Consider the following 26747-nt stretch of genomic DNA (forward strand, 5'->3'; position numbering starts at 1 on the left):
CATGCGGGCTGTGAGCAGGACGTACGGGGAAGGGCCGCCGGCCCTCGCCGACGTGACGCTGAGCGTGGCCGCCGGAGAGGCGCTCGCCGTTCTCGGGCCGTCCGGCAGCGGCAAGTCCACGCTGCTCAACCTGATCGCGGGACTCGACCGGCCGAGCACGGGCAGCGTCACGGTGGACGGGCTGCGGGTGGACGAGCTGAGCGAGGCCGGGTCGGCGCGGTACCGGCGCACGAAGGTCGGCATGGTCTTCCAGTTCTTCAATCTGCTGGACGACCTGACGGTCACCGACAACGTGCTGCTGCCCGCCCAGTTGGCGGGGATGCCGCGGGCCGAGGCCCGCGCACGGGCCGCCGGGCTGCTGGCGGAGCTGCGCATCGACCGGCACGCGGACGCCTACCCCGGCAGGTTGTCCGGCGGGGAGCGGCAGCGCGTCGCGGTCGCCCGGGCCCTGATGAACCGTCCGGCCCTGCTGCTGGCCGACGAGCCCACCGGCGCGCTGGACACCGCCTCCGGCGCGGACGTCCGGGAACTGCTCGCCGAACTCAACGCGTCGGGGCAGACGATCGTCCTGGTCACCCACGATCTGAGCCTCGCCGCGTCCTGCGCGACCCGGACCGTCGAGCTGGTCGACGGCCGTGTCGTACGGGACACCAGGAGCGCCCGGGGCGCGGCGGCGGTGGCCCGATGAGCGCCCTCGGCCGGGTGGTGCGCGCCGGGGTCGGGCGGCGGCGGGTGCAGACCGCCGTAATGATCATGACGACGCTCATGGCCGTCACCGCGTCGGTTCTCGCCGCCGGGCTGCTCGTCGCGTCCCAGGCACCCTTCGACCACGCCTTCGCACGGCAGCACGGCGCCCACCTGACCGCGCGGTTCGACGGCGCGAAGGTGACGGCCGCGGAACTCACGGCGACCGCCCACGCGAAGGGCGTGACCGCAGCGGCAGGACCCTTCCGGACCGTCGCGGTACGCGCGCGTACCGCCTCGTCCTCGGACATCCTCCCGGAAGGTGTCGATCTGCCGCCGGTGACCGTCGCCGGCCGGGCGGACGCCGGGGGCGGTGTCGACCGGGTCGATCTCGTCTCCGGCAGCTGGCTCACCGGCCCAGGACAGATCGTGGTGGCCAACGGCACGCTGCCCGTCGAACCGGGTGCGCGGCTGACGTTCCCCGACGCGCCGGGCAGCCCCACGCTGACCGTGGTCGGGGTCGCCCGGTCGGTGACCGGCACCGCGGACGCCTGGGTGACTCCCGCGCGGGCCGCGTCGCTGGCCGCGCCGGGGGGCACCCCCGAGTACGAGATGCTCTACCGCCTCGCTCGCGCGGGGACTGACGCCCAGGTGGCCGCCGGCCGGGCCGCGATCACCGCGGCGGTGTCGAAGGGCGCGCTGACCGGCTCGCAGTCCTATCTGACGGTCAAGCAGGAGGAGACCGCCAACGCGATGGCGTTCGTGCCGTTCCTCGCCGCCTTCGGTGTCCTCGGGCTGCTCCTGTCGGTCCTGGTCATCGGCATCGTCGTCAGCGGCGCGGTGGGTGCCGCGACCCGGCGCATCGGCATCCTCAAGTCCCTCGGCTTCACCCCGGCGCAGGTCGTACGGGCCTACGTCGGACAGGCGCTGATCCCCGCGGCCGTCGGCTGCGCCCTGGGGCTGGTGGTGGGCAATCTGCTGGCCTTCCCCGTGCTCGCCGAGGTCGGGGAGGCCTTCGACGGCCCGTCGGAGTCGATCCCGCTGTGGATCGACGTCGCCGTGCCCGCCGCGGCGCTCGCCCTGGTCGCCTGCGCCGCTCTGGTGCCCGCGCTGCGCGCCGGACGGCTGCGCACCGTGGCGGCGATCACCGCCGGACGTACGCCCGGCACCGGCCGGGGGCGCCTGGCCCGGCGGCTCGCGGGGCGGCTCGCGGTGCCACGGGCGGTCAGCCTCGGGCTGGCGGGCCCCTTCGCCCGGCCGGCGCGTTCGGCGACGATGGCCGCCGCGGTGGTCTTCGGCGCCGCCGCCGTCACCTTCGGGGTCGGGCTCGCCCTCACGCTCGGGGCCATCCAGTCGGGCCGCATGCTCAACTCGGGCGGGTCGGTCGTCGTCGGGACGGGCGGCGGGCAGGCGCCGCCCGGCGCGCAGGCGGTCCACGTGGGCGGCGGGCCCGAAGAGCCGAAGGCCGACCCGGCCGAGATCGCCGCCGCGCTCCGCGCGCAGAAGGGAACCGGCCGCTTCTACGGCACGACCCAGGCGGAGGTGAGCGCGTCCGGCATCACCGGCGCCACCACCGTGGTGGCGTACCAGGGCGACGCGTCGTGGGCCGGCCCCCCGATGGTCTCGGGCGACTGGCTGGACGGGCCGGGCCAGGCCGTGGTCACCACCCGGTTCCTGAAGGCCGCCGGAATCCGGGTCGGCGACACGGTGACCCTGACGGAGCAGGGGCGGCACATCCCGGTACGGATCGTCGGCGAGGCGTTCTTCACCGAGGGCGAGGGCATGGAACTCCTCACCCCGGCCTCGACCCTCACCGCCCTCGGACTCGACGCGACACCGGGCCGGTACGACGTGGAGACGAAACCGGGCACGGATCTGACGCGCTACCTGGCCTCGCTCAACGACACGCTCGACCCGCTCGGCGCCGTCGCCCAGGGCAACACCGCCGACACCTCCAGCGTGATCGCCGCCATGGACGCGCTGATCGGGACGCTCACCCTCATGCTCGTCGTGGTCGCCGGCCTGGGCGTGCTCAACACGGTCGTCCTCGACACCCGCGACCGTGTCCACGACCTCGGCGTCCTCAAGGCCCTGGGCATGGCCCCCCGCCAGACCCTGACCATGGTCGTCACGTCGGTCGCCGGAATCGGCCTGCCGGCCGGCGCGCTGGCGGTCCCGGTCGGCGTGGCCCTGCACCACTACGTCACGCCGCTCATGGGCGACGCCGTCGGCATGACCCTGCCCCCCTCGCACATCGCCGTCTACGACACGCCCGAGCTGGCCCTGCTCGCCCTGGGCGGGCTGGTCATCGCGGTGGCCGGTGCCCTGCTCCCGGCCGGCTGGGCGGCCAGGACGACCACGGCCACCGCCCTGCGCACCGAGTGACCGTGCCTACGCCGCCGTGCGTCCGCCCTCGCCGTTCCGCCTGAACGCCCACTCCGCCCTCGGCTCCACCACGTACCGGAAGACCCGCCGGACGGGGGAGGTGCACAGCAGGGTGACGGTCAGGGCGGCGACGAGGGTGACGGCGAGGGCACCGAGCGGCTGGTGGATCCAGGGGTGGTCGTACCAGTGGGCGGGGCCGGCGGCCTGCTTGACGAAGCCGTGCAGGAGATAGCCGTAGAGCGTGGCCGCGCCCAGGGCGGTGAACCAGGTGTGACGTCCTGGCACCCAGGCCAGGAAGCAGGCCACCAGGACGAGGGAGCAGCCGAAGCCGGCCAGGGTCATCACGGGGCCGTACCAGGCGGGCGCCCCCAGCTGTACGGCGCTGTCGTCGTGGAAGAACCAGCGGTAGGCGCCGTGCGGGGCCGCCCAGTACGCCACGGCCAGCGCGGCCGCGAAGACCGGCACCGCCAGGACGCGTACCGCGCGGCGGCGCACCAGCCGGAAGTGCTCCGGCCTCAGCAGCAGGCCCAGGACGAAGTAGGGCAGGAACTGGAGGACCCGCTGGAGGGCGAGGTCCTTGCCGATGGCGGACGAGAGGGTCGCGAGCATCGCGACTGCCAGCGCGAGCGGCAACGGCCGGCGTACGAGGCGCCAGACCGGCGCGGTCAGCCGCCAGATGAACAGGGCGGCCAGGAACCAGGTCAGGTAGAGGGGGTCCAGCAGGCTGATGTCGCGTTCCGGGGCGTCGTCGGTCCACCTCGTGACGAGGGTGTACGCCACCTCGAAGACCACGTACGGCACGGCCACGCCGGTGATCAGGCGCTTGACGCGCTGCGGGCTGCCGTCGAAGCCGCGGGAGAAGTGGCCGGAGATGATGATGAACGCCGGCATGTGGAAGGCATACACGAGCGTGTAGAGCGCGGTGACCGTGCGGCTGCCGTCGCGCAGGGGTTCCCAGGCATGGCCCACGGCGACCAGCAGGATCGCCAGGTACTTGGCGTTGTCGAAGAAGGCGTCCCGCTTCTTCGCGGGCGCGGCGTGTGTCGGCCCGGCCTGTGTCCGCTCGGCCTGTGTCGGCTGGGCCTGTGGGGGCTCGGCCTGTGTCGGCTCCGTGCTGCTCGAGGGCAGTGTGGCCTGCCCGATGCCCTCCTGGCGCAACCCGGACAGACCAGAACACCTCATACGACCCGTGCTCCCGGCCCCGGACTCGCCGGCGGGGAAGCTCCGACACCATTACCCGGGCCCTGCTTACCGCCTTTCGGCCGGATAAACCTCCCGACGCGGTCAAGGGTCAGAGACGCGTCGCGGCACGCAGGAGGAAAAGCATCGTGACGGGCCGCCCTCCCGGTCGCCCGGGCCACCGGCAGAAAGACGAAGACCCCCATGAGACGTCAGCCTTGCCGAGCACCTGTGTCCGGGTCCGGGTCTGTGTCCGGGTCTGTGTCTGCTGCTGTCTCTGCCGCTTCGTCTTCGCCGTCGTCTGCGTCTTCGTCGTCTGCGTCTTCGTCGTCTGCGTCTTCGTCGCGGGGCTGTCCCAGGAGTTCGCGCAGCAGCCGTTCGTCATCGGGGCCGAGACCGGTGACGAAGCTGGCCAGCACGGCCTCGCGGTCCCGCTCGGCGTCCAGCACCCTGCGCATGCGGTGGGCGGCGAGACCCGCCTCGTCCGACGCGGGCAGCCACGCGAACGACCGCCCGCCGCGCTCGCGGGTGACCGCGCCCTTGGCGAGCAGCCGGGTGAGGATCGTGATCACCGTCGTATAGGCGAGATCGCCGCCCAGGCGTTCCTGCACCCACCCGGCGGTGGCCGGACCGTCCGCCTCGCGCAGCGCCGACAGGACCAACGCCTCCAGCTCGCCCTGTCCCCGCCGCCGGGGACGCTGCCGGTGATCCGTCACGCCCCGTCTCCTCTCCGCCGCCGTCCGTTTCCCGGTCGGACATCGTATAGACGCCGCCCGCCGCACCCACCCTTCACCGCCCGGCCGCCCCCTTGCCCACCATACCCCTAGGGGGTATACAGAACTCATGGACCACGACCAGCACCACCCTCCGCACGGCGACCGGCACCATGACGGGCACCACGATCACGCCTCCCCCGCGGCGGGGCACGGGGACGTCTCCTGGGCGATGGCGATGAAGGCGACACTGCACTGCCTCACCGGGTGCGCCATCGGCGAGATCCTCGGGATGGTCATCGGTACCGCCCTCGGCTGGGGCAATGTGCCGACCATGGTCGTCGCGATCGTTCTCGCGTTCCTGTTCGGCTACTCCTTCACCCTGTTCGCGGTGCGCCGGGCCGGCCTGGGTCTCAAGGCCGCGGTCAAGGTGGCGCTGGCCGCCGACACGGTCTCGATCGCCGTGATGGAACTGGTCGACAACGCCGTCGTCGCCCTCACCCCGGGCGCGATGGAGGCCCAGTTGTCGGACGGGCTGTTCTGGGCGGCCCTCCTGGGCGGCTTCGCGATCGCCTTCCTGATCACCACACCTGTGAACAAGTGGATGATCGGCCGCGGCAAGGGCCACGCCGTGGCCCACGCCCAGCACGCCTGAGGCCCCTCGCCCCCTCCCCTCGCCTCTCCCCCGGCTTCGCTCACAGCCTGCCGAACGCCACCCCGCGCCAGATCCAACCCGCCGCCAGCACCGCCTCCCGCAGCGGATCCTTCATCTCCGCCGGGTCGAAGCGGTACGTCTCCCGGAGGCGCCGACGCCCGTCGGGACCGCGCTCGACCACCCACTGGCGGGAGACCATGGTCACCTGGCCGCGGCCGAACTCCCGCGCCACGGCCAGCCGGGGCGGGTCACCCACCCACGTGACCTCACGCCACTCGTCGACGCTGCGCACCTCGTGGGTCCCCGGCAGCAGACGCATCCGCGTCTTGAGCGTCTGCTGCATCCGCACCCGCACGAAGTACGAGTGCCAGGAGGGCTCCCGGACCCGCCACTCGGCCACCAGATCGGCACGCTCCCCGGGCAGCGCGTTGCGTACGCGGTACGGAACCTCCGGGCCGTTGACCGCGAACAGCGCGGCCCGGACCTCCTCGGCGGAGCGCGGCACGAGACCGCTCTCGGGGTATCTGGTTCCGGTCAACTTGTCGAAAAAACCCATCCGATCAACCTATGGCAAGGGCGGGTACGACCACCCGGGCCGTCCGGACACCTCGTCCTGCCGGGGGTCGAGCCGTCCCCACGCCCGCCGCTAGTCTTTCCCCTCATGGGGAAAACCGCAGGTGGGCAAATGGCGGTCGTGGCCGCGTTGGTGCGGTCGGCGTTCCTCGTGAACGCCGTGTACGCCGAGTCGAGCCGCGCCCACGGCATCACTCCGCAACAGGGCCAACTGCTGTGCGTGCTCATGCCGCAGCCGTACGGCATGAGCGAACTCGGCGAGATGCTCGGGCTCGCCAAGTCGAGCCTGACGGGGCTGGTGGACCGGACGGTTCAGCGCGGACTGGTCCGACGCGAGCCGGATCCGCGGGACGGGCGGGCCGTCCGCGTCGGACTCACCGAGGAAGGCGACCGGCTCGCGCACGGCTTCTACGACGAGACGTGCCGCCGCCTCGAGAACCTGCCCTCGGGACTGAACACCAGCGAACGCGACCGGCTCGCCGCGCTGCTCGCCCGCGTCGTCGTCGACAACAAGGTGCCCGAGGTCTTCACCGACCCCGCCTCCTGACCCGGCCACCCCTGCCATCTCCCCCTCACCCCCTCACCCCACCGAAGTCGTTCGCTTCGCGCTCCGCGTCGGCTCGTCCGGCGACCTTCAGGGTCAGGGTCACCGCGATCGACGCCAGCGCCATCACCGTCATCGCCGTTGCGGGTGAGGTGAGTTGGGCCAACGCCCCGGCCAACGCCGCGCTCACGCCCTGCATCGTGAGCATTCCGGCCGAGTGCAACCCCAGCGCATGGCCGCTGAGTTCGGGTGGGGTGAGGGCCATCAGCCGCTCCTGCTGGACCAAACTCGCGCCGAAGCCGACGGAGGCGAGAGCCGCGCAGGCCGCGGCGAGCGGGAGGGCGGGGCGCAGCGCGAAGAAGGCGTAGGGAGTGGCCAGGAGCAGGAGGAGGGGAGTGGCCAGGCGGGTGCGCAGGGCCGGCGGGACGAGGCGGCCCACGGTCACGTCACCGACCAGCATGCCCAGCGCACCGCAGGCGAACAACGTGCCCGCCGCGTCGGGGTCGTAGGACACGAAGAGCGCCTCGCAGCCGACGACCAGCCCGTTGGGGAGCCACAGGCCCAGATAGGTCAGGCGGCGGGGGCGGGAGGACCACAGGGCGGCGTTGGTGCGCCGGGTCGCCGCGACCGAGGGCCTGCCGGAGGCCCGCGGCGGGCGGACGGTCAGGCCGAGGCGGGTGACCACGGCGGCGGTCGTGTGGAGCAGGGCGGCGAGCAGCAGGACCGGGCGCGGGGAGAACACGCTCACGAGGGCGCCACCGGTGGCGAATCCGATGATCTGCATCAGCCCGCTCAGCATGTTGAAGAGCGAACGCCCCGGCAGATAGCCGTCCTTGGTGAGGATCTCGTTCAGCAGCCCCCAGCGGACGCCCCCGCCGAGCGAGGCGACCAGCCCCTGGAGGAGCACGACCGCGAAGACACCCCACACCGGCAGTCCGGGCAGCGCGAGGACGGCCGTCGCGGCGGCGAAGGCGAGGGAGAGGCCGGTCAGCGCCGACCTCGGGGACAGCCGGTCGGCGCCCGAGAGGAAGAAGGTCGCGCCCAGCACCTGTGCGAGCGACGGGCCGAACATGCTCACCGCCGACAGCAGCGGGGAGTCGGTGGCCCGGTAGACGAGCGTGCCGAGGGCGAGCCCGCTCACCGTCCCGGCGGCGGTCTGGGCGGCGGCGGAGAGGAAGAGGGGCGTGAACTCGGGGGTGCGGAAGAGCCGTCGGTATGTGTGGCCGGTCATGGGCGGAGTCTGCGACGGGCCGGAGAGGGGTGGTTATTGTTTCGCGGGACCGCGAAACGTCGCACGTCGCACGTCGCACGTCGTACGTCGTACGTCGTACGGGCACGGGGTGAGGGGCGCAGGGGCATGGGCTGGTGGCAGGTGAACGCGGACACCCTGGCGCGCAGCCGGTTCGTGCTCTCGCCGCTCGCCGAGACCTTCGCGAGTCTGAAGCTGCTGCACGCGGGCGTGGGGACGCATCCCGGCGAGCGCGACTGGCTGCGCGACCGTCTCCCCGGCTACCGCGCCGTACTGGCGGCCGACCCGGTGACCGCGCTGCTGGTGCGGGCCGGGCTCGGGCGGAGCTGGGTCGCCGACTTCCTCACGCCCCCGCCGAGGGACGGCGAGAGCTTCGAGGAGGGCGTGGCCCGGATACGGGCGGCCGACCCGGCGGAGGCCCGCGCGCATCTGCGGATGTCCCTGGCCGGCCCGCTCCCCGCCGCCCTGGACCGGGACGACCTGCCGGACCGGGCGGCCGGGCTGCTGGAGTACGTGTGGGAGGCGGGCGTACGACCGTACTGGGAGCGGCGACGGCGCGTCCTGGAGGCCGATGTCGTCGCACGGACCGCGCAGGTCAGCCGGGGCGGCTGGGCCGCCGTACTGGACTCGCTGCGGCCGGGGACGCGGTGGCTCGGCGAGAGTCGGTTTCAGGTCAACCTGCACGAGTATCCGCCCCGCGAGATCTCCGGCGCCGAGCTGGTGTTCGTGCCGGTCACCCCGAAGACGGGGTGGGTGTCGTGGGACGAACGGGAGCGGTACGCCGTCGTCTATCCCTGCACGGGGGCGCTCGCCGAGGACCACCGGGACCGGGCCCGTGCCGTACCGGCCGCGCTGGGCGCCCTGCTGGGGCCCGGCCGGGCCGCGGTGCTCGTCCTCCTCGCCGGCCCCCTGAGCACCACCCAGCTGGTCGCCCTGACCGGCCAGGGCCTCGGCTCGGTCGGCCGCCATCTGCGGGTGCTGCTGGACGCGGGGCTGGTGGAGCGACGACGCTCGGGGCGGTCGGTGCTGTACTCGCGGACCGCGGCGGGCGAGGTCCTGGCCAGGGCCGCCGCCGGGTAGGTCCCGGGTGTCCCGGCCGGAACCGGAAGCGGGGGATGGCCCCGGAAGGGGTGGGTTCACCGCCCGGGGCTAGCATCCGGAGCATGACTACTGATGCAGGTGCCTCTCCCCTCGACGTCCGGATCGACGCCCTCAAGGGCGGTTCCGCGGAGCTCTCCCAGTACGCGGGCAAGGCCGTGCTCGTGGTGAACGTGGCCTCCAAGTGCGGCCTGACCCCGCAGTACACCGGCCTGGAGAAGCTCCAGGAGCGGTACGCCGCCCAGGGCTTCACCGTGCTCGGCGTGCCCTGCAACCAGTTCCTCGGGCAGGAGCCCGGCACCGCCGAGGAGATCGCCGAGTTCTGCTCGGCCACCTACGGCGTGTCCTTCCCGCTGACCGAGAAGGTCGAGGTCAACGGCGCGGAGCGGCACCCGCTGTACGAGCGGCTCGTCGGGTTCGCGGACGGCGAGGGCCACGACGGCGACATCCGCTGGAACTTCGAGAAGTTCCTGATCGGACGGGACGGATCCGTCGTCGCCCGCTTCTCCCCGCAGACCGAGCCCGAGGCCGCCGAGGTCGTCGCGGCCATCGAGAGCCAGCTGGGCTAGGCGGGCCGGTCGGGCGGATCGTCCGGCTTGACCTTGCCCCTGGGGCAGGGCGGAGCCTCCTCGTCGCCGGGCGCGAAGGCCGCCCGGCGACGGAGGACGACGGGGGTGCGGGGTGGACATCGGGGATGACGGCGCGCTGCTCACGATCGGCGCGTTCGCCGCGCGGGCCCGGCTCTCGGCCAAGGCGCTGCGGCTGTACGACCGGCTCGGACTGCTCGCCCCGGCGCACATCGACGAGGCCAGCGGTTACCGCTACTACCGGGCCGGCCAGGTGGAACGCGCCCGGCTGGTGGCCATGCTGCGTCAGCTGGACATGCCGCTCGCGCGGATCGCCGAGGTGGTGGAGACCACTGACGGACCCGAGTCCGGAGAGCTGCTCGCCGCCTACTGGGGCGATGTCGAGGCCCGGTTCGCCGCCCAGCGCACCCTCGCCGCCTACCTCCGTGCACGGTTGTCGGGGAGGAGCTCCGAGATGTACGAGAAGTTCGAGGTCCGGTTGGTCGACGTGCCCGAGCAGGTGATCGTCACCGAGACACGGCACACGCTCGCGGACGAGTTGCCCACATGGATCCCCGCCTCGCTGGGGCGGCTGGAGGAGGCGGCCGGGGAGTGCGGGGGCGTCGTCGGGGCGCCGTACGTCGTCTACTACTCCGCGGTGTCCATGGAGAGCGACGGGCCGGTCGAGTCCTGTGTGCCGGTCGCCGACGAGGCCGGGGCCCGGGGCTGGGCGGCCGCCGCGCAGGGCCGCGGCCGGCAGTTCCAGACGCGAGTGGAGCCGGCCCGGCGGCTCGCGTACACGAGGATCACCAAGGCGCAGGTGGCACACCCGCAGATCCTCGCCCCGTACGAGGCGGTGGAGGCGTGGATGAAGCGGGAGGGCTGGGACTACGACGGGCCCTGCCGGGAGATCTACTTCGCCGACTGGGACGCTGCGGGAGCCGAAGACCCGGTGTGTGACGTGGCGTTCCCGGTGAAGCGGGGCTAGCGAGGGCGGCGGGGCCTGTCGGCGGGCCCGCGCCGGGAATGTGCCGAGCCCCCTCGGCAAGGACGGCGATCTGGTCGAGGGGGCTCTTGGGTCGTGCTGGTGATGCCGGTCGTGCTGGTGAAGCTGGTCGTACTGGTGCAGCTGGTGGGGCTGTCTCAGGGGATCGTCCCCTTATGCCTTGACCGATGCCACGAAGGTGTTCCACGCGTCGGCGGGGAAGGCCAGGGTCGGGCCCTCGGTGACCTTGGAGTCACGGACGGCCATGGCCGCACGGAGGGGGGACTTGATCTCGACGCATGCGCCGTTGCCCTGGGAGTAGGAGGACTTGACCCACTCGTTCGCGGCGCCCTGCTGGATTGCCATGTTCGCTCCGGTAGTCAGTTGCTGAGTTGCTGTCACCACGCCGTGCGCAGATCTCCGTCTGCACGGCATGGTTTGCGCCACCGTTGTTGCTTGATGGCGTGATCGACGCTACTCGCCAACATCGTGATACGGAGCGACTATTCACCCGTCCGGATGGCATATTCCATAGGGACTTCCCTCCGGCCCGGCCGAAGGTGTACGTTGCCGCGCCTCATGAAGCGACCTCTCTGGCGTAGTCCTTCGCCACCTTCGCGATGAACTCCCGGGTCTGGTCGGCGTTGAGGGCCTGGGCCCGCAGATGCTCGTACATCACGCTGTACTTCTGGACGTCCTGCGGCTTCTCCAGGTACAGGTCGCTGGTGACCCCCTCGATGTAGACCACGCTGGAGTCGGCGGCGTCCGGGAACTCGAGGATCGCGTACTGGCCGCTCACCCCCGGATGCGCGCCCATGGTGAACGGGATCAACTGCACGGTCACGTGCGGCAGCTGGGACATCTCCAGCAGGTAGTCCAGCTGCTCGATCATCACCTGCCGGTTGCCGACCTCGCGGCGCAGCGCCGCCTCGTCCAGAACCGCCCACAGACGCAACGGGTTGTCGGCTGTGGAAATACGTTCCTGTCGGCGAAGCCGCACCTGGATCCGCTTCTCGATGTCCGCCGGCGGGGCCTCCGGCAGCGCGCCCGAGATCAGCGCCTCCGCGTACTGACGGGTCTGGAGCAGCCCGGGCACGACCTGCGGGTCGTACACGCGCAGGCTCGCCGCGTCCGTCTCCAGACCGATGTAGACGCTGTACGGAACATCGCCGAAGGCATGCCACCAGCCCTGCTGGCGGGAGTCCTTGGCCATCTCCATCAGCGAGTCGACCATCCGCTGGTCCTCGACCTCGTACACCCCGCACAGGTCACGGACGTCACGCTGACTGATGCTGCGCCGGCCGTTCTCCAGCCGACTGATCTTCGACTGCGACACCAGCAGGCGCTCGGCCACCTCTTCGGCCGTCATGCCCTTGAGCTCACGGAGCCGACGCAGCTCCTGGCCCAGCCGGCGTCGCCTGACAGTGGGATTGACATTGGACGCCACGGGACGTGCACCTCCGGCTGCGTGTCTGTAACTGACACTTTGCGTATCTGCTGTTGAGCAGACTGCCACCAAGGCGCTTTCTACCGCTGGAAAACGGTGGATATGCGGCGGGTACACGCCAGTTCGGGTCCGCCCCCCGACATGCGTCCGCGCGGGGCGGCGGGTCGAAACGTCCCACCACCCCGCGCGGCCGCTGCGGCTCCCGGACGGGTCCTGGGTCCGACGGGTCCAACTGGCCCTGCGGGTCTTACGTCTTACGGTTCCCCGGCCCTGCCGGCGCGGTGTCGTGGGACTGCGGCTCAGTGAGCCACGACACGCGCCATGGGACCGCGGTGCGGCTGCGCCGGAACGCCACGGGCGGGTTCCGGTGCGGGCCTGGCACCGGGTCCGGCCTGCCGGCCGGGTGGCGCCTGGTTGCGACGCGGCTGTGCCACCGCGCCGTTCTGGACGTCCATCACGGCGTGCGCCACGAGGCCGCCCATCGGGTCGTGCCTGATCAGATCCCGCAGCCGGGAGCGGGACGAACGTCCCTCGTTGCCCGGGTACAGGTGCTTGCCGAGGCCGACCGCGTGCGCCAGTGCGGCGAGCGCCGCGGTCCGCGGGTCCGGCGGTACGCCGGTGCGGATCGCGGAGTCCAGCCGGGCCTTGATCTCCCGGCTGATGTCGGTGTCCGTCGCCTGGTAGCGAGTCGTCGGCAGCACTCCGCACATCTGTCCCGCCACGGCATGAACCATGCCGCACCGCTCCAGATGCGAGAGGTAGGTCTGGCGTAGCCCGAGACGCGGCCCGCCGATCCAGTGGACGGCACGTACAGGAGCGCCACGCCTTCGCAGCAACTCCAACGCGCAGTCCAGCGTTGGGTCTCCAGTCGGCCGTGGGGACACCACGGCGATACGATCCCCGTCAGGGGCTATCCGTCCGGCCAGCGCCAGCTCCACTAGCTGTGCTCCGGCCAGACCGAGGTCGAGCGACTGCGGCTGTGCGGTGGTACCCGTGGTCGGGTCCAGCGCCAGCAACAAAAGCTCTTCCGGAATTGTTCTGCGGCTCCTGCCCATCCATGCCTCCCCGCGTGGATGAATGACAGGGTGACCCCTCTCACATTGGTCTGTCGAGGGTGCGTGACCTGTTTGTAGTGGAACCAGTAGGTATGTCGTTCTCGTCTACCGCAGGAGCCAAGCCCTCTACACAGGACACTGGTACATGGTTCGGACATGCTGTGAGGCGTGTTTCGGGCGGGCGGTTCACGGTTCGGCACGAGCGCGCGGTGGGCGTGCGGCACATGGAGGAGGCATCGGTGGCGGGCGAGTCCCCCGACAGGTCGAAGCAGCGCGAGTCGTCGGCAGAACCGACGTCGGGGAGCGCGAGCACGGTTCCCGAGGCACGTGAGCCTCGCGATTCCCGCGAAGTCCGCGATCCGCGGGTGGCCGTGGCGCGGGAGGCCGAGCCGTCAGCGTCACGGGGCGGCGTGGACACGGCGACGCGAGTGTTCTCGGTACGGGACCTGAAGACCGCGGAGTCCGAACAGCCCGAGGCCGTCGAGGAGGGCGAGGAGCCCCCGGGGGCCGAGGACGGCGGCGAGGCCACGGCGAGCGAGCCCGACGACGACGCCACGGAGGCCGAGGCCGCCGAGAAGACCGAGGCCGACGCCGACGCCGAGACCGAGGCGGACGCCGAGACCGAGGCGGACGCCGAGGAGGCCGCGGGGGCCGAAAACAGCGGCACGGGCACGAAGACCGAGTCCGCCGAGCCCGAGGACGCCGAGAGCGGCTCCGAGGGCGCCCAGGACGGCCCTGAGGGCGCCGAGGCGGCCGAGAGCGCCTCCGAGACCACCGAGGGGGCTTCCGGGGGCAGTGACGAGCGCCTGCGGGAGGCTGTGGCCCAGTGGGTGGCCTCTGCGGACGACAAGAGCTCCGCGGAAGAGCCCGCGACGGACTCGGCGACGGACTCGGCGGCGGGCGGGAAGTCCTCGGACCGGGACACCTCGGACGAGAACCCCTCGGACCGGGACACCGGCGCCGAGGCGGAGGAACGTTCCGCGAGCGACGCCGAAGCCGACGAAACCGGCGAGGCCGACGAGCCCGCCGACGTGAAGCCGGAGGCCGAGGCCGAGGCCGAGCCCGCCGCCAAGCCCGCGTCCAAGCCCGCGCCGAAGTGGGCGTCGGACGCCGACGAGGAAGCCGCCCCGGACGCCAAGGCCGGTCAGGCCGGTCAGGCCGGTCAGGCCGGTCAGGCCGGTCAGGCCGAGGACGCCGAAGCCGACGCCGACGCCGACGCCGACAAGCCCGACGACTCCCCCGTCGACCAGCCCACCGCCATCTTCAAGGCCCCCCGACCCAAGCCCGCCGTCGACCAGCCGACCACCATGCTGAAGCTGGGCGGCGCCACGAGGCCCAAGCCGGACGAGGCCGAGGCCGGCCCGAAGGCCGGCCCGAAGGCCGACGAGAAGACCGACGGGAAGGCCGGCGAGAAGGCCGAGCCCGAGGCCCCCGCCGAGCGGACCAGCAAGTTCGTCGCGCTCAAGCCGCTCGACGAGCCCCGCCCGCCGAAGGCGGCCGACGTCACCGCACTCGTCCCGCAGGTCGGTCCCGAGCGCACCACCCAGCAGCCGCTGCCGCCGAGGCCGCCGCTGGACCTGCTGGCGGAGCTGACGAACACCCCGCCGCCCCCGCCGACTCCGCTGCGCACGCTCGGACGGCGGCTCAAGATCTGGACGCCGCTGGTCATCCTGCTGCTGGTCGTGTTTGCGATCGCGCAGGCCGTACGACCGCTGCCGGAGACCGCTCTCACGCTCACCGCGAAGGACTCGTACACCTTCGAGGGCGGCAAGACGCAGCTGCCCTGGCCGGGTGAGGGACAGGGCTGGATCGACGCCGACGGTGTCGGCACGATGGGCAGCTTCGGCAAGCAGACGCCCGTGGCCATCGGATCGGTCGCCAAGACCATGACGGCGTACATCATCCTCAAGGACCACCCGATGAAGGCCGGGGAGGAAGGTCCGGAGATCGACGTCGACGCGACGGCGGAGAAGGAGGGCGGCTACGACGTCTCCGGCGACGAGTCGACGCTCAACACCGTCAAGGCCGGCGACAAGCTCACCGAGAAGCAGGCCCTGTCGGCCGTCCTGATCCCCTCCGCCAACAACATCGCGCGGCTGCTCGCGCGCTGGGACGCGGGCACGGAGGCGGCGTTCGTGGAGAAGATGAACGCCACCGCCAAGGAACTGGGGATGACGAACACGACGTACACCGACCCGTCGGGCCTGAAGGAGACCACCGTCTCCACGGCCGAGGACCAGGTGAAGCTCGGCCGCGCGTTCGTGAAGGTCCCGGCCCTGGTCTCCATCTCCAGCGCGGCCAGCTGGGACGACCCGTCCGGCAAGAACTGGCCCAACTACAACGTGCTGCCGTACAAGATGGGCGCGATCGGCATCAAGACCGGCAGCACCACCGCGGCCGGCGGCAACCTGCTCTTCGCCTCCCGCAAGGAGGTCGACGGGCAGACGGTGACCCTGGTCGGCGCGATCCTCGGCCAGCACAAGCCGAGGATCCTCGAGACGGTCAACGCGGTCAGCCAGACGGCGCTGCTCGCCGCCGAGGACGCGGTCACCTCGGCGAAGATCCTGAAGAAGGGCGACGTCGTCGGGTATGTGGACGACAAGCTGGGCGGCCACACGCCCGTCGTCATCACCAAGGACGTCCCGGCGGTCGGCTGGGCGGGCATGACGGTGAAGCTGTCCTTCACCGCCGACGACGTTCCGCACACGGCGAAGGCCGGCACCCAGGTGGGCACGCTCACCGTCGGGGACGGCTCCAGCAGTGCCGTGAAGGTGCCGGTCGCCCTTCAGACGGACCTGGTCGAGCCGGGCTTCTCGGACAAGCTGACGCGCATCGGCTGACCTGCGACCCCGCTCGTACGACTGCATCACCCCGTCGGGCAGCCGCCCGGCGGGGTGCGTGCTAGCGTCACGAAACGGGACAGGTCGCCGGTCGCAAGGACGCAGCCGTGAAGCGGACGCGAACGGCATGCGGCCGAGAGCAGAAGACGGGACACGGGGAGTGCCTTCAGGTGGCCACTGCGGAGCCGACACGCGCCGACGACACCGGTCCGGATCCGGACGCCGGCCCGCGACCGAGGGTGCCCGCCCCGCAGTCGGGCGACCACGACCGTGACGACCATGACGGCCGTGACGCGGTGGTAGAGCTCGAGCGGGACCACGTCCCGGACCCTGCGGCGGCGGACGGCCGTACGGACGACCACGCGGACGGCCGTACGGACGGTGCGGACCCCGCGCGTGAACCGTCCCGTACGAGATCCGCGGTCGACCGGCTGGGCGGGTGGCTGCGACGCCACCCGGTGCTGTCCATGACGGCACTGTCCGGCGTCCTGCATCTCGTCTGGTTCTTCACGTTCGCGAACAGTGGCGGCGACCTCGCGGCGCAGGACGCCTGGGCCGAGTTCGTCGGCCGGCACCCGGACTCCGCGTACAACCTCGCCTGGTACGGCGGCATGCACCCGGTGTCGTACAGCATGGTGTCGCCGTATCTGATGTCCCTGCTCGGCGTCCGGACGACGATGATGATCGCCGGGACGATCTCGGCGGGGCTGCTCACCCTGATCCTGCTGCGCTGCCGGCCCGTGAAGAACCCGTTGTGGCCGGCGCTGGCCGGGGTCTTCGCCCTGCTGTGCAACGCGGCTTCCGGGCGGGTGACGTTCGGGCTCGGCAACACGTTCGCGCTGGGCGCGGTCGCCGTGGTGTTCTGCTGGCCGCACCGCTGGCGCTACAAACGGTGGGCGAAGGCGCTGTGCGCCGCCCCGCTCGCCGCGCTCGCCACGATGGGCTCACCGGTGGCGGGGCTCTTCGTGGGGCTCGTCGCCGCCGCGCTGTTCCTCCAGAAGCGGCGGCCGGGCGCGTGGGCGCTGGGGCTCGCGCCGACTGCCGTGGTCGCCCTGTCCGCCTGGCTGTTCCCGTTCTCCGGCACCCAGCCGATGTCCTTCGGCTCGGCGTCCCTGCCGCTGCTGTCCGCGGTGGCCGTCTTCGCGGTCGTCCCGCGCGACTGGAAGACGGTACGGATCACCTCGGCGGTGTACGGGCTCGGGGTCCTGCTGGTGTGGCTGATCAGCTCGCAGATCGGGTCCAACATCACGCGTCTCGCGATGCTGTTCACGGGCGTGGTGCTGATGGCGGCGCTGCCGTTCGCCGTGCCGCGCAGCCGCAAGTGGTACGTGATCGTGGTGGCGTTCCTCGGGTTCGTGGGCTGGATCGGCTTCAAGTCGGTCGACGACGTGCTGCGGACGACCCCGGCGGCCTCCTGGGCGCGTGAGCTGGCGCCGCTCGTCAACGAACTCCAGGAGATCGGCGCGGAGAAGGGGCGGGTGGAGGTCGTACCGGCCCGCTCGCACCGCGAGGCGTCCGCGCTCGCGCCGTACGTCAACCTCGCCCGGGGCTGGAACCGCCAGGCCGACATGGAGCGCAACCCGCTCTTCTACGACGACACCCTCAACTCGGCGAACTATCACGAGTGGCTCCAGCGGTGGGCCGTGCACTTCGTCGTCGTCCCGAAGGAGGCGCTGGACGGGGACGGCGGCGAACGGGAGCGGGAGCTGGTGCAGCGGGGGCTGCCGTATCTGGTGCAGATCTGGGGCGACGCCAACTGGCAGCTGTTCAAGGTCACCGACCCCGCCTCGCTCGCCGAGCCGAACGCGGTGGTGCAGCGGGCCAAGCAGGACGAGATGACGATCGACGTGAAGAAGGCGGGGCGGATCCTGATCCGGATCCCGTACTCGCCGTGGCTGAGCGTCGTCGACGCGGAGGGCAAGAGCCTGAAGCCGCCGCAGGAGACGGACGCGTCCAAGGACCGGGCCGAGGGGGAGCCGAAGACGTACGACAACGTCGACGGGTGTCTGTTCGAGACGGAGGAGGACGCGGAGGGGGACAAGTGGACGATGCTTGTCGCTCCGCGGGCGGGGGTGTACCGGCTGGCCGCGCCCTATCAGCTGCCGCGGGGTACTCCGTGTCCGGACGAGTTGAAGTGAGCGTGGCTTGACGCCGGCGTCCCTGGGGGCTGCCGCCCCCAGGCCCCCGCTTCGGCCCTGAACGGGCCTCGTCCTCAATTGCCGGACAGGCTGGTGGTGCGGAGGTTCGCCACATGGGTGTCCGTGCCCGGCACCGTCGGGATGAACGGTGCGACCAGTTCCACCCTTCCCAGGCCCGACTCCGTCACCGCCTCCTCCAGGCCGGTGAAGTGCGGGTCCCAGCAGTCCCTCGGGTCGGTTTCCAGGAACCACAGGAGGGTCAGGCGGGTGTCGACGCCCTCGACCTGCTTGACGTAGGTCATGCGGTCGCCGGGGAGGGGGGTGGGGCGGAAGACGGTGACCATGGCCGTCGGGGAGCCGGCCACCCGCTTGGGGAGGTGGCGGGCGCGCAGCCACTCCAGGAGTTCGGCGCGCTGCTGCGCCGAGTCGGTGTCGATCACCTCGAGCACCAGACCCGCGTACGGGTGGTCCAGGGCGTGGAAGTCGCGGGGACCGGCGGCGCCGTCCCGGTACACGGTCGTCTCGTGGTCCTGGAACGCCGTGAAGACGTGGGTGCGGTCCTGGTAGACGCGGGCGTCCCGGTTGAGGCGCTTGTTGATGGCGACCGTCCACTTCATGTGGTCGTCGTAACGGCCGTCGGTGATCCAGTAGGTGGAGAGGTAGCAGCCGGCGGTGACCGGCTGGGCGATCGCCGACTTCTCGGGCCGGCGCAGGAGCTGGAGGTCGCGGGTCGCCACCCACCTGCGGCCCGCGTACATCCAGGGCATCGCCATCGCGCCGGCGTAGTAGTGGTCGTCCTCGTACCAGCGGTTGTAGGCGTACTCGTGGCCGGGGTGCGGTTCGACCATGGTGATCAGGGCATGGCCGGGGCGCACCCCGTAGGGGCCGACGGCGGCCAGTTCGGCGTACGTCTCGCTGTGCGTGTCGCGGTGCGTCTCCTCGCTCATGCTCTTCCCCATCCTCGGCGACTGGCCCATACTCTGACGCTCCGTCAGATAATTCGCCAGAGGCAAGGGGGCTCCGATGTCACTGCTCACCGACAAGACCGTCGTCGTCTCGGGAGTCGGCGCCGGGCTCGGTCACCAGGTCGCCGCCGCGGTCGTCCGGGACGGCGGGAACGCCGTGCTGGGGGCGCGGACCGAGGCGAATCTCGCGAAGAGCGCGGCCGTGATCGATCCCGAGGGGGCGCGTACGGCGTACCGGGTCACCGACATCACCGACGAGGGGCAGTGCGAGGCGCTCGCGGAGCTGGCGCGGGAGCGGTTCGGGGGGATCGACGCCGTGGTGAACGTGGCCGCCTGGGACTCCTACTTCGGCGGGGTCGAGGACGCCGACTTCACGACCTGGCAGTCGGTGATCGACGTGAACCTGCTGGGGTCGCTGCGGATGGCGCGGGCGTGTCTGGCCGGGCTGCGGGTGCGGGGCGGGTCGGTGGTGTTCATCGGGACGCAGTCCGCCGTGGCGGCCCCCTCGCAGGTGCGGCAGGCGGCGTACGCGGCCTCCAAGGGCGCGCTGACCAGCGCCATGTACTCGCTCGCGCGGGAGTGGGGTCCGCACCGGATCCGGGTCAACACCGTGCTGCCGGGGTGGATGTGGGGGCCGCCGGTACAGGCCTACGTCCAGTTCACCGCGCAGACGGAGGGGGTCGCGGAGGAGGAGGTGCTGGGGCGGCTCACCGAGCGGATGGCGTTGCCCGGGCTGGCGACGGACGGGGATGTGGCGGACGCGGCGGTGTTCCTGGCGTCGGACCGGGCGCGGGCGATCACGGGACAGTCGTTGCTGGTCAACGCCGGGGAGCTGATGCGTTGAGTTCATGTAGGTGAACGCGAACCACCATACCGAATACCTTTACCTCCCTTTGACCTTACGCTTACTTGTCGTGTTCACGCGGCAGCGCCCACGATGAGCGCCGGGCTGAACGCCGGTCTGAACCCTGGGAGGGCGCACATGAACGGTCTCGACTGGGCCGTGCTCATCGGCTATTTCGGCGTGATGGTCGCGATCGGCGTCTGGTCGCACAAGCGCGTCGACAACGTGAGCGACTTCTTCACCGCCGGCGGCAGGATGCCCTGGTGGCTGTCCGGCATCTCGCACCACATGTCGGGCTACAGCGCGGTGATGTTCACCGGGTACGCGGGCATCGCCTACACCTACGGCGTCACCTCCTTCGTCACCTGGTCCTTCCCCATCGCGCTCGGCATCGCCATCGGCTCGAAGCTGTTCGCGCCGCGCATCAACCGGCTGCGGTCACGGCTCCATGTGGCTTCCCCGCTGGAGTATCTGAAGAACCGCTACGACCTCAAGACCCAGCAGGCGCTGGCCTGGTCGGGGATGCTGCTGAAGATCGTGGACGTCGGCGCGAAGTGGGCCGCCATCGCGACCCTGCTGTCCGTCTTCACCGGGATCTCCCTCAACCAGGGCATCCTCATCACCGGCGCGATCACCGCCGTCTACTGCACGATCGGCGGTCTGTGGGCGGACGCGCTGACCGAACTCGGCCAGTTCGTCATCCAGTTGCTGGCCGGCGTCGCGATGTTCGTCGCCGTCGTGCTGAAGCTGAACGACAAGGGCATCGGGTTCCTGGACGCCTGGGACCAGCCGGCGCTCCAGGGCCACGACAAGCCCCTGGTCGCCCAGTACGGCACGGTGTTTCTGCTCGCGTTCCTGTTCATCAAGCTCTTCGAGTACAACGGCGGCATGCTCAACCAGGCCCAGCGGTACATGGCCACGGCCACCCCGAAGGAGGCCGAGCGGTCGGCGCGGCTGTCGGCGGTGCTGTGGCTGGTCTGGCCCCTGGTGCTGTTCTTCCCGATGTGGATGTCGCCGCTGCTGGTGACGTCGAACAAGCCGGACGGCTCCGACTCCTACGCCCTGATGACCGAACAGCTGCTGCCGCACGGCCTGCTGGGGCTCGTCATCGTCGGCTTCTTCTCCCACACGATGGCCATGTGCTCGTCCGACGCCAACGCCATCGCCGCCGTCTTCACCCGGGACTGCGCGCCGGTGATCTGGGCCAGGGCGCGGGAGTGGAACCAGCGGTCGGGGCTGATCGCGGCGCGGGTGGCGACCGTCGTCTTCCTCGGTCTCTCCATGGCGGCGGCCACGCAGGTCAACTCCCCCGCCTTCAAGGACATCATCACGGTCGTCATCAAGTGGGTGGCCGGACTGATGGGCCCGATGGCCATCCCGATGATGCTGGGCCTGCTGCGCCCGTTCCGCCGCTCCGGTCCGACGGCCGCGCTGACCAGCTGGTCGATGGGTCTGCTGGCCTTCTGGCTGGTCAACTACCCGATCAACTGGAACGTCGACGGCGGAGTGCCGCTCCAGTACCAGGTGTCGATCCCGCTGGCCGTGTCGCTGCTCCTCTACATCCTCATCGGCTTCATCAAGCCCGAGGACACCCCGGAACGCCTCGCGATCATCGAACAGATCAACACGGACGGGGACGGCGGCGCTTCGGCCGCCGCGCAGGTGCCGCGGCCCAAGGACGAGGTCCCCACGGCGGTGACGGACTAGGGGCTGCCCCTAACTCCCCCTGGGATACCGGGCCAGCCATCCCGGCGACGCCCCCGCGGGGTTGTGCAGGGCCGGGCCCTGGGTCATCTCCATGGCGAAGTCGTCGGCCAGTTCCAGGATCGTGGGGCGGCCCTCCAGCTCGGCCAGCCAGGCCGGCGGGAGGGCCGTCTCGCCGTGCAGGGCGCCGAGCAGGCCGCCGGTGAGGGCGGCGGTCGGCCCCGAGGGCGCGCCGTGGTTCACCGCGAGCCGCAGCCCGTGCCGGACGTCCTCCGCGACGAGCGCGCAGTAGACGGCACCCGACAGCACGGCCTCCGCGGTCCCCGCTCCCGCGAGCTCCTCCACTCTCGCGGGCCCCGGCAGCCCCTGCCGTACGGCGCCCAGCGCGTGCTGCAACGCCTGCGCCACCGCCTCGTGCCCCGGCCGCGCGGCCAGCAGGGCGAGCGCCCGCTGCACCGCGCCGTCGAGACTCTCCCCGCAGGCCAGCGCGTGCACGGTGACGGCGTACGCGGCGGCCGCGAGGTATGCCGTGGGGTGACCGTGGGTCTGGGCGGCGCACTCGACGGCGAGTTGGACGACGAGTTGCGGCTCCCAGCCGACGAGCAGCCCGAAGGGCACCGAACGGGGAACCACCTCGGGCCCGGCCGCGCCGGGGCTCTTGGGCGCCTCCAGGGTGCCCATGACCTCGTCGCCGAGCCCGAGCAGCAGCGTCCGGGTCGGATCGCGCCGGGCGTACAGCCACTCCTCGCGGGCCAGCCAGCCGTCGTCCTTGCGGCGCAGGTCGGGCCCCCAGTCGCGCTGGGTGGCCGCCCATCTCAGATACGCCCGGTGCAGATCGGTCGGCGGATGCCAGGCGCCGGTGTCCCGCCGTACCTGGGCGCGGATCAGCCCGTCCACGGTGAACAGGGTCAGCTGGGTGAGATGCGTGACCGCGCCGCGCCGCCCGTGGGCGGGGGCCAGGTCCACGACTCCCTCGGGCCCGTGGACCTGCCGGATCTCCTCGATCCCGAGCCCGTCGACGGGCGCCCCGAGGGCGTCCCCGACGGCCGCGCCCAGCAGCGTGCCACGCACCCGGCTGCGGAAGTCCTGCTGTTCGGCACGGCCCCAGACTGGCCCGGCAGTCGCACCCACCCAGTCCTCCCGCACCGTGCGTACATACGACGTCCGTCACTGTAATCGAACAGCGCTCCGTTCCGGCCCTGTGCACGGGCTGTCCGGTGGAGGGGTGATGAAGACCTGGTGGGGTAAGGACACCGGCATGACCACCCCCACCACACGTATCTCACACGCGTCACGCGTGCTTCCGCTCACCGCCACCCTCCTCACCGGGACGGTCGCGCTCTACATGCTGCTCGTCGCCTTCGGGAACATCACCGACTTCGGCACGAACCAGCAGTTCGTGCGTCATGTGCTGGCGATGGACACGACGTTCAAGGACGACGACGTGATGTGGCGGGCGGTGACGAGCAAGGGGCTTCAGGACGCCGCCTATGTCGCGATCATCGCGTGGGAGACGGTCGCGGGGGTGGTGCTGGCCGCCGGGACGTGGTTCTGGACGCGGCGGGACCACATACGCGGTCGGGCGCTGTCGACGTACGGGCTGGTCATGGTGATGCTGCTGTTCGGCGCCGGGTTCATCGCGATCGGCGGGGAGTGGTTCTCGATGTGGCAGTCGGACACCTGGAACGGGCTGGACGCGGCGACCCGGGCCTTCCTGTTCGCCGGGGTCGTGCTGATCGTCAACCAGCTGCCGGCCGGGCAGGCGCGGGACGACTCCCGGGCCTGACGCCGGACTTCCGGGACCTACTCGACGACTCTGACCCTCGTCCCCGTCTCGCCGAACGCCCACAGCGCCGTCCCGTCCGCCTTGGCCATCCGGATGCCGCCGGTCTGCGTACCGGCGGCGGCCGGAGGCGGGGAGGAGCCGTCGACGGCGTTGGAGAAGGCGATGTTGACGCCCGACGTGGCGGAGAAGTAGACGATGTGCTCGATCGCCACGCCGTCGGAGCCCGTGGTGGCGTCCTTGCGGAGCGAGACCGTGAAGCTGCCGACGGCCGGGGCCACCGTGCCGGGCCAGACCGTGAAGGTACGGCGGGCCGTGTCGTCGGCGTCGACCAGCCAGACCCGGTGCTGCCCCAGCGAGTAGACGATCCGCCGGCCGGTGCCCGAACTGCCGGGCACCTCGGCCGCCTTGGGGGTGGCCGACGGTTTCGGCGAGGCCGAGGGCTGCGCGCCCGTCGACGCCGAGGCGCTCGGTCGGTTCGCCGCCGACGCCGTCGGGTGCGGGCCCTGCTCGGCCTGCGCCGTCAGGAAGACGACCGCGGCGATCGCGCCGGTCGTCAGGCCGGTGACCCAAACCCAGGAGGGAAGCCGTCGGGCAGGCACGGGCACGCATCTCCTCAGCTACGGGACCCCTCCGGTCGGGGCCCGATCATCGTACTGCGAGGGGCCCGCTCCCCGGTCCCTCAGTGGTCCCCGAGTGACCCCTGAATGATCCCTGAGTGGTCCCTCAGTCCAGCACCGGCAGCAGGTCCGGCAGATGCCCGTCCGATGCCGAAGCCGCCCGCTGCCGCTCCTGAGGTACCTCGCCGTACAGCGTCGTACGCGGCCTGGCCGGCCGGCCCGCCGCATCCGCGACCGCGATCAGGTCCTTCACCGACTTGTAGGAGCCGTACGACGAGCCCGCCATCCGCGAGATCGTCTCCTCCATCAGCGTGCCGCCCAGGTCGTTCGCTCCCGAGCGGAGCATCTCCGCGGCCCCCTCCGAGCCCAGTTTCACCCAGCTGGTCTGGATGTTGGGGATGTGCGGGTGCAGGAGCAACCGGGCCATCGCCGTCACCGCCCGGTTGTCCCGCATGGTCGGACCGGGGCGGGAGATGCCCGCCAGGTACACCGGCGCGTTCGTGTGGATGAACGGGAGGGTGACGAACTCCGTGAAGCCGCCGGTCCGCTGCTGGATCCCGGCCAGGGTCCGCAGGTGGCCCAGCCAGTGCCGGGGCTGGTCGACATGGCCGTACATCATCGTCGAGGACGACCGGATCCCGACCTCGTGCGCCGTCGTGACGACCTCGATCCAGGTCGCCGTCGGCAGCTTGCCCTTGGTCAGCACCCAGCGGACCTCGTCGTCGAGGATCTCGGCCGCCGTGCCGGGGATGGAGTCGAGCCCCGCCTCCTTCGCCGCCGTCAGCCACTCGCGGATCGACAGGCCGGTGCGGGTCGCGCCGTTGACCACCTCCATCGGCGAGAAGGCGTGCACATGCATGCCGGGGACCCGCTCCTTCACCGCCTTCGCGATGTCGAAGTAGGCCGTGCCGGGCAGGTCCGGGTGGATGCCGCCCTGCATGCAGACCTCCACCGCGCCCAGTTCCCACGCCTGTTGGGCGCGGTCGGCGACCTGGTCGAGGGAGAGCGTGTACGCGTCGGCGTCGGTGCGGCGCTGCGCGAAGGCGCAGAAACGGCAGCCCGTGTAGCAGACGTTGGTGAAGTTGATGTTCCGCGTGACGATGTACGTGACGTCGTCGCCGACGGTCGAGCGGCGCACGTCGTCCGCGATGCGGGTGAGGGCGTCCAGGGCCGGGCCGTCCGCGTGGAGCAGGGCGAGGGCCTCGTCGTCGGTGAGCTTCGTCGGGTCGTCGGCGGCCGTCGCGAGGGCCTGGCGTACGTCCGTGTCGATGCGCTCCGGGACCATGCCGGGGGCGGCCGCCTCACGCAGGGCGCCCCAGTCGCCGTACACCTCGTCGAAGTCGTCGCGGCGGTCGGAGGTCCGGCCGTCGGTGTCGATGGTGCGGTGCAGGTCGGTACGGCCGGACGGCACGAACACCTCCTCCGGCTCCTGCCAGGGACGGCCCTCGACGACGGCGTCCGACACGGCCAGTCCCGTCTCCGGGTCGGCCAGCGCGCGGACGTGCGGCAGCAGCCGCGGGTCGAGCCACGGCTCACCGCGCCGGACGAACTCCGGGTAGACGCAGAGACGTTCCCGCAGCTCGAAACCGACCGCGGCGGACTTCTCGGCGAGCTCGTCGATCTGCGGCCAGGGGCGCTCGGGGTTGACGTGGTCGATGGTCAGCGGGGACACCCCGCCCCAGTCGTCGATGCCGGCCCCGATCAGCCGCTCGTACTCGCTGTCGACGAGGTTGGGCGGGGCCTGGAGGTTGGCGGCGGGGCCCATGATGTGGCGGGCCACGGCCACGGTGGCGACCAGCTCGTCGAGTTCCGCGTCCGGCATGCCGCGCATCGCGGTGTCCGGCTTGGCGCGGAAGTTCTGGATGATCAGCTCCTGGATGCCGTGGTAGGCGCGGGAGATCTTGCGGAGCGCGAACAGCGACTCGGCGCGCTCCTCGAACGTCTCGCCGATGCCGATCAGGATCCCGGAGGTGAACGGGACGGAGGAGCGGCCGGCGTCCTCCAGGACGCGGAGCCGGACGGCGGGCTCCTTGTCCGGGGAGCCGTGGTGGGGGCCGCCGGGCTCGGACCACAGCCGGGTGGCGGTGGTCTCCAGCATCATGCCCATGCTGGGCGCGACGGGCTTCAGCCGCTGGAAGTCGGTCCAGCTCATGACCCCGGGGTTGAGGTGCGGCAGCAGCCCCGTCTCCTCGAGGATGCGGATGGAGATGGCACGGACGTAGGCGATGGTGTCGTCGTAGCCGTGCGCGTCGAGCCATTCCCTGGCCTCGGGCCACCGCTCCTCCGGCTTGTCGCCGAGGGTGATGAGGGCTTCCTTGCAGCCGAGGGCGGCACCGCGCCGGGCGATGTCGAGCACCTCGTCGGGCGACATGAACATCCCGTGTCCGGCCCGGCGCAGCTTGCCGGGGACGGTGACGAAGGTGCAGTAGTGGCACTTGTCACGGCACAGCCGGGTGAGCGGGATGAAGACGCTCTTCGAGTACGTGATGACACCGGGCCGGCCGGCCGCCTCCAGGCCGGCGTCCCGCACCCGGGCGGCGGAGGCGGCCAGGTCCTCCAGCGCCTCGCCGCGCGCCTGGAGCAGCACGGCCGCCTCGCCGGCGTCCAGGGCGACGCCGTCACGAGCCCGTTTGAGAGCGCGACGCATGGAGTTCTCGGTGGGGCCGGGGGTCGGGCCGGGGCCGGTTCCGGAGGTCGCGGAAGTCGTCATCCTTCGAGCA

23 protein-coding genes are annotated in these 26747 nt (G+C 71.6%); 12 read left to right on the forward strand and 11 right to left on the reverse strand.

The window, feature by feature from the left end:
* The first annotated feature begins 1 nt into the window (after position 1).
* Both G9272_RS19925 and G9272_RS19930 read left to right on the forward strand, forming a co-directional pair.
* The gene (locus G9272_RS19925; RefSeq protein ID WP_253268220.1) at positions 2-688 is read left to right on the forward strand and encodes an ABC transporter ATP-binding protein; all 687 of its coding nucleotides are present in this window, start codon (positions 2-4) and stop codon (positions 686-688) included.
* The gene (locus G9272_RS19930; protein WP_171397852.1) at positions 685-3069 is read left to right on the forward strand and encodes an ABC transporter permease; all 2385 of its coding nucleotides are present in this window, start codon (positions 685-687) and stop codon (positions 3067-3069) included. The genes G9272_RS19925 and G9272_RS19930 overlap by 4 nt, the downstream gene beginning before the upstream one ends.
* 6 nt (positions 3070-3075) lie before the next feature.
* Here the strand turns inward: G9272_RS19930 and G9272_RS19935 are convergent, their stop codons facing one another.
* Positions 3076-4251, reverse strand: a complete 1176-nt coding sequence (locus tag G9272_RS19935; protein WP_253267861.1) for an acyltransferase family protein — start codon at positions 4249-4251, stop codon at positions 3076-3078.
* 209 nt (positions 4252-4460) lie between these two features.
* A complete protein-coding gene (locus G9272_RS19940; protein ID WP_253267862.1) occupies positions 4461-4964 on the reverse strand; it encodes a BlaI/MecI/CopY family transcriptional regulator in 504 nt (167 codons plus the stop codon).
* Between the two features lie 127 nt (positions 4965-5091).
* On the opposite strand from G9272_RS19940, the gene G9272_RS19945 reads away from it, so the two are divergent.
* Complete coding sequence (locus G9272_RS19945; RefSeq protein WP_171397853.1) at positions 5092-5616, forward strand: DUF4396 domain-containing protein; 525 nt, start codon at positions 5092-5094, stop codon at positions 5614-5616.
* A 40-nt stretch (positions 5617-5656) separates the two neighbouring features.
* Here G9272_RS19945 and G9272_RS19950 read toward each other — a convergent pair whose 3' ends face one another.
* Positions 5657-6172, reverse strand: coding sequence for a hypothetical protein (locus G9272_RS19950; protein ID WP_171397854.1), 516 nt, complete (start codon positions 6170-6172; stop codon positions 5657-5659).
* A gap of 129 nt (positions 6173-6301) precedes the next feature.
* Between G9272_RS19950 and G9272_RS19955 the strand changes: the two genes are divergently transcribed.
* Positions 6302-6736 carry a MarR family winged helix-turn-helix transcriptional regulator gene (locus tag G9272_RS19955; RefSeq protein ID WP_171397855.1) on the forward strand — a complete coding sequence of 145 codons (435 nt, stop codon included), beginning with the start codon at positions 6302-6304 and terminating at the stop codon, positions 6734-6736.
* Between the two features lie 25 nt (positions 6737-6761).
* On the opposite strand, the gene G9272_RS19960 is transcribed toward G9272_RS19955, so the two are convergent.
* The gene (locus G9272_RS19960) at positions 6762-7964 is read right to left on the reverse strand and encodes an MFS transporter (RefSeq protein WP_171397856.1); all 1203 of its coding nucleotides are present in this window, start codon (positions 7962-7964) and stop codon (positions 6762-6764) included.
* Positions 7965-8090: 126 nt separating this feature from the next.
* On the opposite strand from G9272_RS19960, the gene G9272_RS19965 reads away from it, so the two are divergent.
* The 3 genes from G9272_RS19965 (at position 8091) to G9272_RS19975 (ending at position 10634) form a co-directional block, all read left to right on the forward strand.
* Positions 8091-9062 (forward strand): ArsR/SmtB family transcription factor, encoded by a 972-nt coding sequence (locus G9272_RS19965; RefSeq protein WP_171397857.1) that lies wholly within the window; start codon positions 8091-8093, stop codon positions 9060-9062.
* Between the two features lie 83 nt (positions 9063-9145).
* A complete protein-coding gene (locus tag G9272_RS19970) occupies positions 9146-9649 on the forward strand; it encodes a glutathione peroxidase (protein WP_253267863.1) in 504 nt (167 codons plus the stop codon).
* 112 nt (positions 9650-9761) lie between these two features.
* A complete protein-coding gene (locus tag G9272_RS19975; RefSeq protein WP_171397858.1) occupies positions 9762-10634 on the forward strand; it encodes a MerR family transcriptional regulator in 873 nt (290 codons plus the stop codon).
* A gap of 171 nt (positions 10635-10805) precedes the next feature.
* On the opposite strand, the gene G9272_RS19980 is transcribed toward G9272_RS19975, so the two are convergent.
* The 3 genes from G9272_RS19980 to G9272_RS19990 form a co-directional block, all read right to left on the reverse strand.
* The gene (locus G9272_RS19980; protein ID WP_020131958.1) at positions 10806-10997 is read right to left on the reverse strand and encodes a DUF397 domain-containing protein; all 192 of its coding nucleotides are present in this window, start codon (positions 10995-10997) and stop codon (positions 10806-10808) included.
* 211 nt (positions 10998-11208) lie between these two features.
* Positions 11209-12078 (reverse strand): helix-turn-helix domain-containing protein, encoded by an 870-nt coding sequence (locus tag G9272_RS19985; protein WP_171397859.1) that lies wholly within the window; start codon positions 12076-12078, stop codon positions 11209-11211.
* A gap of 299 nt (positions 12079-12377) precedes the next feature.
* A complete protein-coding gene (locus G9272_RS19990) occupies positions 12378-13133 on the reverse strand; it encodes a GOLPH3/VPS74 family protein (protein ID WP_028807190.1) in 756 nt (251 codons plus the stop codon).
* Positions 13134-13543: 410 nt separating this feature from the next.
* Between G9272_RS19990 and G9272_RS19995 the strand changes: the two genes are divergently transcribed.
* Together G9272_RS19995 and G9272_RS20000 are read left to right on the forward strand one after the other, a co-directional pair.
* Positions 13544-15973, forward strand: a complete 2430-nt coding sequence (locus G9272_RS19995; protein ID WP_437184286.1) for a D-alanyl-D-alanine carboxypeptidase — start codon at positions 13544-13546, stop codon at positions 15971-15973.
* A 170-nt stretch (positions 15974-16143) separates the two neighbouring features.
* Positions 16144-18111 (forward strand): DMT family transporter, encoded by a 1968-nt coding sequence (locus G9272_RS20000; protein WP_171397861.1) that lies wholly within the window; start codon positions 16144-16146, stop codon positions 18109-18111.
* A gap of 74 nt (positions 18112-18185) precedes the next feature.
* Here the strand turns inward: G9272_RS20000 and G9272_RS20005 are convergent, their stop codons facing one another.
* A complete protein-coding gene (locus tag G9272_RS20005; protein ID WP_171397862.1) occupies positions 18186-19058 on the reverse strand; it encodes a hypothetical protein in 873 nt (290 codons plus the stop codon).
* A 76-nt stretch (positions 19059-19134) separates the two neighbouring features.
* Here G9272_RS20005 and G9272_RS20010 point away from each other — a divergent pair, with 76 nt between their 5' ends.
* Complete coding sequence (locus tag G9272_RS20010; protein ID WP_171397863.1) at positions 19135-19920, forward strand: SDR family oxidoreductase; 786 nt, start codon at positions 19135-19137, stop codon at positions 19918-19920.
* A gap of 138 nt (positions 19921-20058) precedes the next feature.
* On the forward strand, positions 20059-21627 hold the full coding sequence (locus G9272_RS20015; protein ID WP_171397864.1) for a sodium:solute symporter family protein: 1569 nt from the start codon (positions 20059-20061) through the stop codon (positions 21625-21627).
* A 9-nt stretch (positions 21628-21636) separates the two neighbouring features.
* Here the strand turns inward: G9272_RS20015 and G9272_RS20020 are convergent, their stop codons facing one another.
* Positions 21637-22755 carry an ADP-ribosylglycohydrolase family protein gene (locus G9272_RS20020; RefSeq protein ID WP_171397865.1) on the reverse strand — a complete coding sequence of 373 codons (1119 nt, stop codon included), beginning with the start codon at positions 22753-22755 and terminating at the stop codon, positions 21637-21639.
* A gap of 127 nt (positions 22756-22882) precedes the next feature.
* Here G9272_RS20020 and G9272_RS20025 point away from each other — a divergent pair, with 127 nt between their 5' ends.
* Positions 22883-23410, forward strand: a complete 528-nt coding sequence (locus tag G9272_RS20025; RefSeq protein WP_171397866.1) for a DUF2165 domain-containing protein — start codon at positions 22883-22885, stop codon at positions 23408-23410.
* A gap of 17 nt (positions 23411-23427) precedes the next feature.
* On the opposite strand, the gene G9272_RS20030 is transcribed toward G9272_RS20025, so the two are convergent.
* Together G9272_RS20030 and G9272_RS20035 are read right to left on the reverse strand one after the other, a co-directional pair.
* Complete coding sequence (locus G9272_RS20030; RefSeq protein ID WP_171397867.1) at positions 23428-24015, reverse strand: hypothetical protein; 588 nt, start codon at positions 24013-24015, stop codon at positions 23428-23430.
* Positions 24016-24133: 118 nt separating this feature from the next.
* Complete coding sequence (locus G9272_RS20035; protein ID WP_171397868.1) at positions 24134-26737, reverse strand: bifunctional FO biosynthesis protein CofGH; 2604 nt, start codon at positions 26735-26737, stop codon at positions 24134-24136.
* Positions 26738-26747: the final 10 nt, after the last annotated feature.

The organism is Streptomyces asoensis, from assembly GCF_013085465.1.
Classification (GTDB): domain Bacteria; phylum Actinomycetota; class Actinomycetes; order Streptomycetales; family Streptomycetaceae; genus Streptomyces; species Streptomyces cacaoi_A.